Origin of the sequence: Fluoribacter gormanii (assembly GCF_900156395.1) — a bacterium.
GTDB classification, from domain to species: domain Bacteria; phylum Pseudomonadota; class Gammaproteobacteria; order Legionellales; family Legionellaceae; genus Legionella; species Legionella gormanii.
This window is the reverse complement of record NZ_FTNL01000017.1, coordinates 1-12,041: the sequence shown is the minus strand read 5'-3', so window position 1 is coordinate 12,041 and position 12,041 is coordinate 1. Positions and strand designations below refer to the sequence as shown.

Genomic DNA, 12,041 nt, shown 5'->3' with positions numbered 1-12,041 from the left:
CCTCGCAGTTCATCCAGTTCCGAGCACATAAAAATGCTCGGGACGAACCCTTTAATTTATATTTAATTTCTTTATTGTAACTCCTTATCATTTTTCATGAAGCGATGTATCTCCTGATGAGAGAAAATGTTTTGTTCCAGACTTATCTTGAAGTATTAATTGTCCTAGCTGATTAATTCCACAAGCAACTCCAGATAGAGTATCTAAAGATTGAGTTACATTAATTTTTTTTCCAAATAGATAATCCGATTTATTCCATTCATCCAGAAAGGAGCTTAGGTCTTGATGTATAAATTTGGTTAAATAGCGCTCTAAATTGATAATCAACTTTGCAATAAGTACATTACGATCAAAATATTGTTTGGTTATTTCATATAATGAGCACCAGGGTTTATCTGGAAGAGGGTGGTTTTGAGTATCGGTATTGACATTCAAGCCAATACCTATGATGACTTGAATATTGCCGTTCGATTCAGCCAATATTTCAATCAAACTACCGCATAATTTTTTGTGATTCCACAAAATATCATTTGGCCATTTAATTTTGATATTGGGTGATATATCTAATTCATTCAGCGTCGCCAAAATGGCCAAACTGGTTACTAAGCTTAATCCTGAAAGTTTGGTAAAATCGTAGTTTAGATTCCAACGACTCGAGCAATAAATATTTTCACCAAATGGTGAGTGCCAGTGGCGGCCAAATCGACCTCTCCCCTGGGTTTGAATCTCAGCGCAACAAATATCCACAGTATTTGAAGGAGGCAACTCTTTGAGATAGCGATTTGTAGAGTCAATGGAGGTAACAACATGCATATTGAATGGAGCCAATTGTGTTTGCAACGGGAGATGCCCCATAATTTTTTCTTTATTTAATAAAATCAGTGGGTTAGGTAGCTGATACCCTTGATGTCTTATCCTTTTGACAGGGATCCCTGAATCAATTAATTGATTAATTTGCTTCCATATTGCTGAGCGCGTTATACCTATAGCTGCTCCTAATTCAGAACCACTATGGCAGCCCCCATCACCAAGTAACTGTAATAATATGAGTTGTGAAGAAGTGAAGTGCATTGATGTAAACCTAAAAAATCAAGTTGTTATTTTGCTCTAGATGAATAAATCCATGTCTTATCTCCCTTACAGTAGGATGATGGCATAACGCGCCACTGCACGCTATTTCAGGCATGAAAGAGCGTAATTGCCAGGTCATGTTATGCAATGGATCATTCACCAATTGCTTGGTTGGCATGGATATGGGAACACTAAAATGTTTGGTCGGGTACGAAAGGCCTAAGCCGCAAGCTTTAATAAAGGCTTCTTTTTGCGCCCAAACATGAAAGAAAATAGCAGGTTTTAGAGCAAGAGGTACTTTAATAAATTCTTCATATTCCTGATTAGAAAATAAATTTTTCGCAATCCCTTCATAAGGTCGAGCGGAGTATTTTTCGATGTCTACTCCCATGGGAAAGTTTTTTCCTACTGCAAGTAGCGCCAAATCACCGGTATGACTGATATTAAATTGCAGCTTTGTTGCATTAATGACTTCAGGCTTGCCATGAGCATTATAGGTAAATTCCAGTTGGTCTGCTGACGTATTTAGATAATTTGCCAGGATAACTCTCATAGTTGCTCTCGCAGTAGAGAAGCGGCGTTTGTGTCTGCTGAAATAAAATCGTTCTGCACGCGCTTGCTCGTCACGATTTAAGAGTTCGTATGCATTTTTAAATTCATGTGCTAAAGAAAATTGCCAAAGATCAATTCGAGCTTCGTTTAAGACGCAGTTTTCTGTATTTAAAGGGTTGAATCCAGTAATGATCATATGCTTTGTTTGAATCTGGCATCAATTGTCGGTTAAGGTTATCATATACCATGATATTTAATTCACCAAAGAGTATTCAATGAGCCGACAATTTTTGGATTTTGAGCAACCCATCGAAGAGTTGAATCAAAAAATTGAAGCACTTCGCATGATAGGTCATGATAACGAAGTGAATTTAAGTGATGAAATAGCGCGACTTCAAGCAAAATGTTCTGAACTAACCTCACAAGTTTTTTCAAACCTGGAACCTTGGCAAGTTGCACAAATGGCAAGGCATCCGCTTAGACCACAAACGACAGATTATATTGAACGTATTTTTACAGACTTCCAGGAACTGCACGGCGACAGAAGTTGTTCTTCAGCCCCTGCAATTATTGGCGGCTTGGCGCGTTTGAATGGTGAGCCTGTGATGGTACTTGGCCATCAGAAAGGTAAACGAACTAAAGAAAAAGTATACCGTAATTTTGGTATGGCTCGCCCAGAGGAGTATCGAAAAGCCTTACGTTTGATGAATATGGCTGAAAAATTCAAATTGCCTGTTTTTACATTTATTGATACAGCTGGAGCATATCCTGGGATTGGTGCTGAGGAACGCAATCAATCTGAAGCGATCGCTCGAAATCTTTTTGTGATGTCACGTCTTAAAACGCCAATTATCTGTGTGGTAACTGGCGAAGCAGGATCTGGAGGTGCATTAGCAATTGGGGTTGGTGATCGTATATTAATGCTCCAGTTTGGTATTTACTCAGTAATTTCCCCTGAAGGGTGTGCTTCAATTCTTTGGAAAGATGCATCCAAAGCAAGTGAAGCAGCACGTGCGATGAGGATCACTGCAGATAAAATTCTGGAAAATAAGTTAATTGATATGATAGTCCCTGAACCATTAGGTGGTGCTCATCGTAATGTCGATGAGATGGCCGCACGATTAAAGGATATTTTAGTGAGCGAATTACGTACTTTAAAGAAATTATCTTTAGATCAGTTGGTCGAAAATCGATATCAAAAATTTATGGCTATGGGAGCAATAGATTAAACCTTTATTAAGTGCCGAGTGGTTTTCTCGCCTGAGTCATTTTAATAAATTAATTGTAGGTTTTAGTGGTGGGCTTGACTCAACAGTGCTTTTGCACGTTCTTGCTTCCCACCCGGCTTTACTTGCTAAATTGATCGCAGTGCATGTTAATCATGGCATTAGTGCTAATGCATCTCTTTGGCAAGTACACTGCCAACAGTTTTGCCAGGATTTGAGCATTTCTTTAATTGCTGAGTCAGTGCAATTTGATCGCTCTTCTAATGTTGAAGAAGGTGCGCGTATTGCACGTTATGCCGTTTTTTCTTCTCTGATGTCGGAACAAGATTGCTTGATTTTAGGGCATCATCTAGACGATCAAGCAGAAACAGTACTTCTACAACTATTTAGGGGGGCTGGAATAGACGGGTTGGCTGCCATGACTGATTTTAGCCAACTTGAAATAGGAAAAATTGCCAGACCTTTTTTAAACCATTCCCGTGAGCAATTGAAAGATTATGCTGCTTTGCATCAATTAAGTTGGATTGAAGATGAGAGCAATCAAGATATCAGCTATTCCCGCAATTATCTTCGTCAAGAAATTATACCTTTGTTGCAAAGAAAATGGCCTGGAATTGTCGGTAATATTGCAAGAACAGCGCTTCATTGCCAACAGGCGAAACGCAATCTAGACATACTGGCATCACAAGATATGATTATGGAAGATAATCAAGAAGCATTAACAAACAATATTTTATTTATCGATCCATTAAACAAACTCAGCCGTGATCGCATTGCGAATATACTTAGAGTTTGGTTGAAGAATAATCAGAGCCAATTGCCTTCTACTGCTACTTTTGAGCGATTGATTGATGAAGTGATCTTTGCTAGTCAAGATGCGGTACCTGAAGTGAGTTGGGGGGAAGTAACCGTACGTCGTTATCAAAAATATTTATATTTAGATAAAAAAAATGTGATCTCTTTAACCTCATCTGTTGAATGGTCTGCCTTTCCTTTGCCTTTACTACTCCCAGATGTCGGCATTAATTTATTGGCAAAAAAGAACAGACAGGGATTAGTGATTCCTCCAGATACAAAAATATTTGTCCGATTTAGACAAGGAGGTGAAGAGTTTTTTTGGCATGGCCAGACCAAACGGTTAAAAAAATTATTCCAGGAATGGGGGATTCCACCTTGGATGAGAGAGCAAATTCCCTTGGTTTATTTTAATGATAAACTTGCAGCGGTAGTAGGTTATGCAATGAGTGATTTGTTCTATTCTAAAGAACATCCTGACGCCTGGATTTTCGTTAATTGATATCATTGTGCCAGGGTGGGGTATAGAGACTTGAGTTGTGCCTCAAGCCTCTATTTGGATCTAAATTAGAAGCCGAGACGATTATTTTCAATATCAAATCGTTCGTTTGGGGCAAAGTCAGTATCTCTCTCGTATGCAATTTCCATAGCATTATTCACGTTGTTCCTAATTTCTTGTGCGCTTGTTGCCAAGCCATTTTCCTTGAAGAAGCGATATTGCGATAAAACGCGTTGTGCTGTTGGGCTTTGTGCTAATTTTTTTTGAGTTTCGGAAATAAGATCAAGTTCCCCATCTTCGTTCATCCACTCGTGTGCTCTAACTTTCATTACTCACCTCTGTTTTAAAAAAGAGCGCCATGATACATCATAAAGCACAAAACTCAAGTATCAATCAATTGAAATTTATAAAAAATTTTTCTTGCGTTTAAAAAATTATTTCGATTTTAGTTAATCTCATTTAGATTAATAAAATAACTAAAATCTCAAAGTGTTCATTATGAAAAGCATCTCAGAAGTGAAAGAACTGCTAGCCCTTTGTGATAACCCGGCCAATATTTCAGCAGACCTTATGGCATTTTTCTTATATTTAAAACAAATGAAACGAGAAAAAAATTGTAACTTTAAAGCATTCGCAATGAGCAGCGATGAAATAGATTCATTATATGAACTTATTGAACATATGATTGAACATTGCAACAAAGATCTACGATTTCAAATCGCTATTTCAAAATGGGATGGAAGTGAGCAATTAAATCATTGGTCCTTTATAGAGTTTAATTTTAAGGTAACCAAGAATGGTCCCACATTAGATATTCTGATTTGCGATCCTTTAGGGTTTGAGCAATCGCTTGTTTTAACTAATTTATTAAGTAGCAAGATGAAGTTTGGCAGCTTAAGTAAAGTATGCTCATTGACAGTTTATATCCCTACGGATATTTTGCAAATTAAAGGCCGCATTTGTGCTTACTTTGTTACCGATAGTATATCAATGTTGGCGAATCAAGATAGGTTCTGCCCAATTTATGATTATATGAACTCCAATCAACAAAAGGAAAAAACACGATCGGCAGTTGATATGATGTATCGGTTTCGAATGTCTATGGTTTGTTGTTATTTGGAAGATGAACTTGATAGTATGTACCAATTTAATATGATTATTGGTTCTCTACCTGTTCGGATCTTACGCACAAAACAATCGATTAGTGATTTAGAACGCGAAGTTCGAGACTCCGAATTTAAAGACGAAATTGTGAACAGCAAAGGAGAGACGGCATGGGGTTCTATTGGTAGAAACCTCTTTTTTGTCAAAGATCGCGAGGGCAGAGAGGAATATAGAAATATGAGGGTCAATAAAAAAATGGAGAAGTTGGTAGGAATGGCCGTTGAAGCATCCTCCTTATTAAGTTCCTCAGAGGATGTCCAACAGATCAATGAAGGAATACAAAGACATCGTATATATGGTCTAGAAAAACTAATAAAACAAAACAGTGAGCAATGTGATTTCAGTTGTTCTTAGCACTCTGGTAAATTCACTGCCAAACCTCCCATAGAGGTTTCCTTATAAATGCTTTGCATGTCCATGCCAGTTTGTTTCATCGTCTTGATTACTTTATCTAAAGAAATTTGATGTTGACCATCACCAATGAGCGCCATACGCGTTGCATTCACTGCTTTTACTGCGCCCATAGCGTTCCGCTCAATACAAGGTATTTGTACTAAACCTAGTACTGGATCACAGGTCATACCTAAATGATGCTCCATTGCAATTTCCGCGGCATTTTCTACTTGAGCTACGGTTCCACCAAGAACAGCAGTAAGGCCTGCCGCAGCCATAGAAGAGGCAACGCCCACTTCGCCTTGGCATCCTACTTCAGCACCAGAAATGGATGCGCCCTTTTTATAAAGTATGCCTATCGCTGCGGCAGTTAGGAAATAGGTGTATATATCATCATGGTTCATTTTATCGTGCGCACGTTGGCAATATTTAAGTACGGCAGGAATAATGCCTGCCGCACCATTGGTAGGTGCGGTCACGATACGCCCGCCTGCTGCATTTTCTTCGTTCACGGCCATGGCATAAAGATTTAACAAGTTCATTATATCTGATTGTTCGAAAACGCTTTTTACTCCTTTTTCGCTCATAAGTTTTTTATATAAATCAGGAGCACGTCTTTTTAAATTCAGCCCTCCAGGTAATATACCCTCATGCTGGCATCCATTGGTAATGCAATCATCCATAACTTTGGCAATTGCTAAAATACCAGTATGGATTTCTTCTGTGCTACGCCATGTTTTTTCATTAATAAGCATTAACTCAGCGATGCTTAAATTATTTTTCTGGCACAGTTCCAGGAGTTGAGTTGCTGTAGAAAAAGGATAAGGTGGAGGGTTTGTATCTTCAGTAGCTTTGGAAAAATCTTCTTCAGTAGTGATAAATCCACCACCAATTGAGTAATAAACTTGTGCAACTAATAAATTATCTTGAGCATCAAAAGCAGAAAAGCGCATACCATTGGAGTGTTTGGGCAAGAGTTCTTTTTGTAAAAAAAGAAAATCAGTGGATTCGTTAAATTTAATGCTCTTTTTGCCCGCCAGATTTAACGTATGAGAACCAAGTATTTCATGCATACGAGGTACCATAGATTCAGGGGCTACAGTCTCGGGTGTTTTATTTTCCAAGCCATTTAAAATCGCCTTATCTGTACCATGGCCTTTTCCGGTTAAAGCGAGTGATCCATAGAGTTCTATTTTCACTCGTTGAACCTCATTCATAATTTGTTTGTCTTCAAGTAATTTTAAAAAGGCATTAGCAGCAAGCATAGGGCCGACAGTATGAGAGCTTGAAGGGCCAATTCCAATGGAAAATAAATCAAATACACTGATGTTCATGTGTGTTCATCTCTAGTTACAATTAGTGCAAAGTGTAGAGGGATCTTAATTATTTGTCTATTTTAATTATAGTGAACTATTGACTTTGTGATTTGTCATCTATTTTTTATCTGTGACTCATTCCATACCGGGATATGTATTAAGAGTCTCTAATGTGCTGAACTTTATAATATAGTTACAATTAATCATGCTTAAATGCTGGTAATTTCATGCGATTTTAGGCAGAATTATGTTGCATTTTAGTTAATGCAATATCTTTCTATATGAATTAGGAAGATATGCACAATAGAAAGACTACAAGGGGATTCTTTATGAAGATGAAATTGGTCACTGCGGCCATTATGGGGCTGGCAATGTCTACTGCAATGGCTGCTACTGATGCTACATCGCTTGTTACGGATAAAGATAAATTATCTTATAGTATTGGTGCTGATTTAGGAAAAAATTTCAAAAATCAAGGTATTGATATTAATCCGGAAGCATTGGCTAAAGGAATGCAAGATGGTATGTCTGGTGCCCAATTGATTTTGACCGAACAACAAATGAAAGATGTTCTGAATAAATTTCAGAAAGATCTGATGGCAAAACGCAGCGCAGAGTTTAACAAGAAAGCTGAAGAGAACAAATCTAAAGGCGAAGCTTTTTTGTCAACTAACAAGTCAAAATCTGGTGTAGTTGTATTGCCAAGTGGTTTGCAATATAAAGTTATTGAAGCAGGTACAGGCAGTAAACCAGGTAAATCTGATACAGTAACTGTTGAATACACGGGTACTCTAATTGATGGGACTGTATTTGATAGCACTGAAAAAACAGGAAAACCCGCTACATTCCAAGTATCACAAGTGATTCCAGGTTGGACAGAAGCATTACAATTAATGCCGGCTGGTTCTACATGGGAGATTTATGTGCCTTCAGACTTAGCTTATGGCCCACGTAGTGTAGGTGGTCCTATAGGTCCAAATGAAACTTTGATTTTCAAAATTCATTTGATCTCTGTAAAAAAAGCCTAATCAATGAGAAGGGATTTCCCTCCTTATCGTATCCTACTCCTAAAAACCAGGAGTAGGATTCTCTTTTAGAAAAGAATTCTACTGCCTTTAAGAGATCTGCAAGATGAATAAACGCCTATTTATTGTTTTCATTTTAGGGTTTTCCTCTGGCTTGCCAATGGCATTAATCAGCAGTACCTTGCAGGCATGGTTTGCCTACAGTGGAATTTCAGTCTTTACTACCGGAACATTAAGTCTAATTAGTTTGCCCTATGCCTATCGTATTTTTTGGGGGCCTATTCTGGACCGTTATTCTTTATTCAGCATGGGTAAAAGGCGAAGTTGGATATTAAGCATGCAATGTTTATTGTTGCTTGGATTTAATTTGATGGCCTGGTTTACTCCAGAACAATATCCTAAATTGATGGCTTTCCTTGCTTTAATTTTGGCTTGCTTTTCTGCTACTCAGGATATAGCGATCGATGCGCATCGAGCAGAATATTTGCCCGATAGTGAACATGGTTTAGGTGCTTCTCTCGCGGTATTAGGGTACCGGATTGCTTTATTGTTATCAGGTGGTTTGGCTTTGGTTATGGCGCAGAAGTTCGGATGGGCTTTTACCTATCGCTTTATGGGTATTATGATGGTTGCCGGTATTTTTGCTGTCGTCTTTAGTCAAGAGCCTAGCGTTGAAATCCAGGAAAAGAATAATTTTGCTTTATCTTTTTTAGCTCCGATTAAGGAATTGATATTACGCCCAGGAGTAGTTCCGCTTTTGTTGTTTATTTTTTGTTATAAGTTGGGTGAAGCATTTACAACCACTACAAGTGGCATTGTCATGCCTTTTTTAATACAAGGGCTTGGTTTTTCTTTAGATACCATTGGTTACATCAATAAAATGCTAGGAGTTGGTGCCATCTTGCTTGGAGGTTTGTGTGCAGGATTTTTATTGATGCGTTTTTCTTTATATCGTTCATTACTTTTCTTTGGCTTCTTGCAAGCATTAACCAATGTTCTATTTCTTGTTTTAGCCATAATAGGAAAGGACGTTACATTATTAGCAATCGCAGTATTTTTTGACAATTTCGCAGCAGGAATGGGGTCTACGGCCCTGGTTGCTTTATTTATGCGTTTGGTGGACAAACAATATACTGGAACTCAATTTTCGATGCTTGTGGCCTTATCGACGATACCTCGCATTATTTCTGGACCTGTTGCTGCAAGCATTCAAATGGCGATAGGGTGGGTTGGTTTGTATCAACTCTCTATTTTATTTGCTTTGGCATTTATACCCTTTTTGATTTTGATCAAAGAGCAAACTAAAGAAAATCGACAAGACCTTAATTCAGTAGAAAAAGAAGGCCAATTGAATCCAATACAGTAGAGTTGGATTACATATATTTTTTATTTAATTTAATCACAATACCACTGACTCCAATTAACAGGAATCCGATTATAATCAAAGTAATTGGCCAGCCTATAGCGTGAGGGAAATACTGGCTGGAAAAATATAGAATAAAGCACAGAGTTGCCATGCTGGCATTTATAAGTAGGATGCGGCTGCTTTCTATAATGGCCATATAAATTAAACCACAAGCTAATCCCAAATAGAGTATTTCATAGTACTGATTTTTAACAATGTCGAAGCTTACTAAGAGTAGGACTAATGAGGATATAAAAAAGAGTATTCCCGCGATACCTTGGTATTTAGAATGATTTATAAATGAGCTTACAGCGAGTAGGGAACTACTTAGAATAAACCATTTTAAGCGCTCGGATACACCAAGTAATTCAAATGCTGCCAGAAAAAATGAATAAAAGAAAAATAAAGTAATAAAAGCCAGTACCGTATGCTTGTTACTTATAAACGCAAGGCCATATTGCAAAAAGAGAATGAGACTGACTATGAGTACACCCCAATTAGGCATCAATATGGAAGTATATTGCGACAAGAGGGTAAGCAAGCCACAGGCTTCAAGAATTGCACCAATAGGAAATAACGGGGCTGTGATTTTATATTGCTTATCTTGATAGTAAAGACCGAGTAGGAAGAACACAAATCCAAAGCCCAGGTTTAAAATAATGCGACTATTACTGGCTGTATAAGCAAAAAGAATCCATCCAAATACAAACGTAGTGACTGTAAGAACAAGAGCCTTGTCCGATAAAATAGCAAAGCGTTGATGCACGAAGTAAATAATCCCTATGATTAATACCCACCATATGGGTAACATCAAATTATATTCCTGCAATAAAATCACTAGTCCTGTTGGTTCAAGAAATAGGGCAATCAAAAATAAAGGTGTCGAAGCTTTTTGATAATTAGGATGTTTCAAGCATAGAAATGACAAAATAAATGATGAAAAACCAAAACCAAGGGTTAAGGTAACCCGTTCATAGATATTAAAGTCTTGCCACTTCATGACAATCAAGGCACAAATGCCTGCAAAGATGAGTATGCCGCCTATATAGCTATAGAGTTTATTTAACCAATTTGTTTGATCTGCAGGACATGCATCTTGAGTTGGTTTTAATGCCAATGCTATTTCTCTAATATCGATTTGATAACGTTTGGCGAGATCAATAATTTTTTGTAATGCATCTTCTTTATTCATGGCTTAACCCAGCCGATAAATTGGACATTGTTAGGTGTAAAATAACGTCCTGTACCCAAGTTGGACAGTTTAACGCAGGTGGCATTTTTTTTGAGACAGATCGCATTATTTCCATAAATACTACCGCGAAAAAGCTCTGCCAGTAATCCTGTATTAAAATTATCATTATCTGTATACAAAACATAGCCATCAGGAGATTCTAGTCCAGTATCCAGTTTAAATAGTTTGGCTGACTGTACCATTTCCTCTTTAAAGTTTGAGTTATTGCTAAGACTCGGAAAATCTAAAGGAAGTTCCCGTACTTTTTGTGTTTTAGCATCAAATAAATAAAGTTTTCTTATTCCCCAATAGGAATTATTTTGCACTTTGCTATATTGAGCGACCAACTGATCATTTTTAATGACTAGATTAACTTGTACCGGAAAAGGGGAGGAGGAAGAATCCAAGATAGAAAATAGCAGACTATAACGCGGTGGATCTGTTTTAAAAAATGGCATGGTTGAAATAACGAAAACAAGTATGAGCAGAATTGGCAATGACAGCCCAGCAAGCAAAGTTAGATGACTCTTAATCCACTTGGTCGACATCTCAATTCCTTAGCTCATATTGTGCTTCTCTATAGTATAGGCAGATTTTATTTTTATGATTTAAAACAAATAATCAGAAAACTTGAAGAGTGCTTATCAATGCTGAAAAAGCTGACTTTTTGAATTTGCTTTAGTTTATATGAAATTTTTTGAATTTAGTTAAGAATATTCTAAAATGATTTATGGTACCTAGGGTGGGACTCGAACCCACACGGTGTCACCACCACCGGATTTTGAATCCGGCGCGTCTACCAATTCCGCCACCCAGGCATTTGAGCGGCCATTATAACAAAGAAATAAATTCTCACAATGGGTTTTTGTATATTATTATTGAAAAAATAGCTAATGATTTAAGAGGGGCTTATGAAAAAATATCATTTTATCATTTTTAGTTTTTTTCTTGTACACTTTGCTACTTTTGGTCATGCCACGAACTGTCCTGATCCAGAAACCACATCTTTAAAATGGGGCGTTCCCCCAGACCCTTGGATAGTGAATCCTTATTCACCTAATCGTCCACAAGGCGATAAAGATACCCATTTTGTACGGGCAAATATTTTAGTTGCTGGATATGGACAAGGAGTGGTTTGCACTTATAGGAATTCGGCAGGTGAATATTCAATTTGGTGGCAAGTTCGTACCAAAATTCCATCTCGCATTGATTATAATTGGATTGATACTTTAGGTGGTTTTGTCTGCACTCAAGGATTAGAGCAATGTCAGTTTTATACAGCATGAGCTAGAACTCACATACACTAAAAATGATAATCATAACTCCCCACGTCATCCCGAACCCGAGCGCAGCGAGGGTGAGGG

12 protein-coding genes and 1 tRNA gene are annotated in these 12,041 nt (G+C 37.6%); 6 read left to right on the top strand and 7 right to left on the bottom strand.

Features of this window, described 5'->3' with window-relative positions:
- Positions 1–87: 87 nt before the first annotated feature.
- Both BW930_RS11210 and BW930_RS11205 read right to left on the bottom strand, forming a co-directional pair.
- On the bottom strand, positions 88–1,071 hold the full coding sequence (locus BW930_RS11210) for a biotin--[acetyl-CoA-carboxylase] ligase (protein WP_058466915.1): 984 nt from the start codon (positions 1,069–1,071) through the stop codon (positions 88–90).
- Positions 1,072–1,081: 10 nt separating this feature from the next.
- Positions 1,082–1,819 (bottom strand): 4'-phosphopantetheinyl transferase family protein, encoded by a 738-nt coding sequence (locus BW930_RS11205; protein WP_058466916.1) that lies wholly within the window; start codon positions 1,817–1,819, stop codon positions 1,082–1,084.
- A 79-nt stretch (positions 1,820–1,898) separates the two neighbouring features.
- On the opposite strand from BW930_RS11205, the gene BW930_RS11200 reads away from it, so the two are divergent.
- Positions 1,899–2,852, top strand: a complete 954-nt coding sequence (locus BW930_RS11200) for an acetyl-CoA carboxylase carboxyltransferase subunit alpha (protein ID WP_058466917.1) — start codon at positions 1,899–1,901, stop codon at positions 2,850–2,852.
- Positions 2,848–4,146 (top strand): tRNA lysidine(34) synthetase TilS, encoded by a 1,299-nt coding sequence (tilS, locus tag BW930_RS11195; protein WP_058466918.1) that lies wholly within the window; start codon positions 2,848–2,850, stop codon positions 4,144–4,146. Before BW930_RS11200 ends, tilS begins: the two co-directional genes overlap by 5 nt.
- 65 nt (positions 4,147–4,211) lie before the next feature.
- Here tilS and BW930_RS11190 read toward each other — a convergent pair whose 3' ends face one another.
- Entirely contained in the window at positions 4,212–4,472 is a 261-nt protein-coding gene (locus BW930_RS11190) for a hypothetical protein (protein WP_058466919.1), read from the bottom strand.
- Between the two features lie 169 nt (positions 4,473–4,641).
- On the opposite strand from BW930_RS11190, the gene BW930_RS11185 reads away from it, so the two are divergent.
- Positions 4,642–5,661, top strand: a complete 1,020-nt coding sequence (locus BW930_RS11185; RefSeq protein ID WP_058466920.1) for a hypothetical protein — start codon at positions 4,642–4,644, stop codon at positions 5,659–5,661.
- Here BW930_RS11185 and BW930_RS11180 read toward each other — a convergent pair.
- Positions 5,658–7,034 carry an L-serine ammonia-lyase gene (locus tag BW930_RS11180; protein WP_058466921.1) on the bottom strand — a complete coding sequence of 459 codons (1,377 nt, stop codon included), beginning with the start codon at positions 7,032–7,034 and terminating at the stop codon, positions 5,658–5,660. The genes BW930_RS11185 and BW930_RS11180 overlap by 4 nt on opposite strands.
- A gap of 311 nt (positions 7,035–7,345) precedes the next feature.
- Between BW930_RS11180 and bamJ the strand changes: the two genes are divergently transcribed.
- Both bamJ and BW930_RS11170 read left to right on the top strand, forming a co-directional pair.
- Positions 7,346–8,044 (top strand): BamJ family beta-barrel-assembly machinery protein, encoded by a 699-nt coding sequence (gene bamJ, locus BW930_RS11175; protein WP_058466922.1) that lies wholly within the window; start codon positions 7,346–7,348, stop codon positions 8,042–8,044.
- 103 nt (positions 8,045–8,147) lie between these two features.
- Positions 8,148–9,407: an AmpG family muropeptide MFS transporter gene (locus tag BW930_RS11170; RefSeq protein WP_058466923.1), complete on the top strand. Its 1,260-nt coding sequence runs from the start codon at positions 8,148–8,150 to the stop codon at positions 9,405–9,407.
- 7 nt (positions 9,408–9,414) lie between these two features.
- Here the strand turns inward: BW930_RS11170 and BW930_RS11165 are convergent, their stop codons facing one another.
- From BW930_RS11165 to BW930_RS11155, 3 genes are all read right to left on the bottom strand, one after another.
- The gene (locus BW930_RS11165) at positions 9,415–10,638 is read right to left on the bottom strand and encodes a hypothetical protein (RefSeq protein WP_058466924.1); all 1,224 of its coding nucleotides are present in this window, start codon (positions 10,636–10,638) and stop codon (positions 9,415–9,417) included.
- Complete coding sequence (locus BW930_RS11160; RefSeq protein ID WP_058466925.1) at positions 10,635–11,225, bottom strand: hypothetical protein; 591 nt, start codon at positions 11,223–11,225, stop codon at positions 10,635–10,637. The genes BW930_RS11165 and BW930_RS11160 overlap by 4 nt, the downstream gene beginning before the upstream one ends.
- A 183-nt stretch (positions 11,226–11,408) precedes the next feature.
- Positions 11,409–11,495, bottom strand: a tRNA-Leu gene (locus BW930_RS11155).
- Between the two features lie 93 nt (positions 11,496–11,588).
- On the opposite strand from BW930_RS11155, the gene BW930_RS11150 reads away from it, so the two are divergent.
- The gene (locus tag BW930_RS11150; protein WP_058466926.1) at positions 11,589–11,963 is read left to right on the top strand and encodes a DUF3757 domain-containing protein; all 375 of its coding nucleotides are present in this window, start codon (positions 11,589–11,591) and stop codon (positions 11,961–11,963) included.
- Positions 11,964–12,041 lie beyond the last annotated feature (78 nt).

What these genes read in the sequence shown, in the direction of transcription:
- BW930_RS11180 (WP_058466921.1), bottom strand. Translation starts at nt 7,034, where the DNA reads ATGAACATCAGTGTATTTGATTTATTTTCCATTGGAATTGGCCCTTCA.
- BW930_RS11200 (WP_058466917.1), top strand. Translation starts at nt 1,899, where the DNA reads ATGAGCCGACAATTTTTGGATTTTGAGCAACCCATCGAAGAGTTGAAT.
- BW930_RS11170 (WP_058466923.1), top strand. Translation starts at nt 8,148, where the DNA reads ATGAATAAACGCCTATTTATTGTTTTCATTTTAGGGTTTTCCTCTGGC.
- BW930_RS11150 (WP_058466926.1), top strand. Translation starts at nt 11,589, where the DNA reads ATGAAAAAATATCATTTTATCATTTTTAGTTTTTTTCTTGTACACTTT.
- BW930_RS11190 (WP_058466919.1), bottom strand. Translation starts at nt 4,472, where the DNA reads ATGAAAGTTAGAGCACACGAGTGGATGAACGAAGATGGGGAACTTGAT.
- BW930_RS11165 (WP_058466924.1), bottom strand. Translation starts at nt 10,638, where the DNA reads ATGAATAAAGAAGATGCATTACAAAAAATTATTGATCTCGCCAAACGT.
- BW930_RS11160 (WP_058466925.1), bottom strand. Translation starts at nt 11,225, where the DNA reads ATGTCGACCAAGTGGATTAAGAGTCATCTAACTTTGCTTGCTGGGCTG.
- BW930_RS11185 (WP_058466920.1), top strand. Translation starts at nt 4,642, where the DNA reads ATGAAAAGCATCTCAGAAGTGAAAGAACTGCTAGCCCTTTGTGATAAC.
- BW930_RS11205 (WP_058466916.1), bottom strand. Translation starts at nt 1,819, where the DNA reads ATGATCATTACTGGATTCAACCCTTTAAATACAGAAAACTGCGTCTTA.
- BW930_RS11210 (WP_058466915.1), bottom strand. Translation starts at nt 1,071, where the DNA reads ATGCACTTCACTTCTTCACAACTCATATTATTACAGTTACTTGGTGAT.
- bamJ (WP_058466922.1), top strand. Translation starts at nt 7,346, where the DNA reads ATGAAGATGAAATTGGTCACTGCGGCCATTATGGGGCTGGCAATGTCT.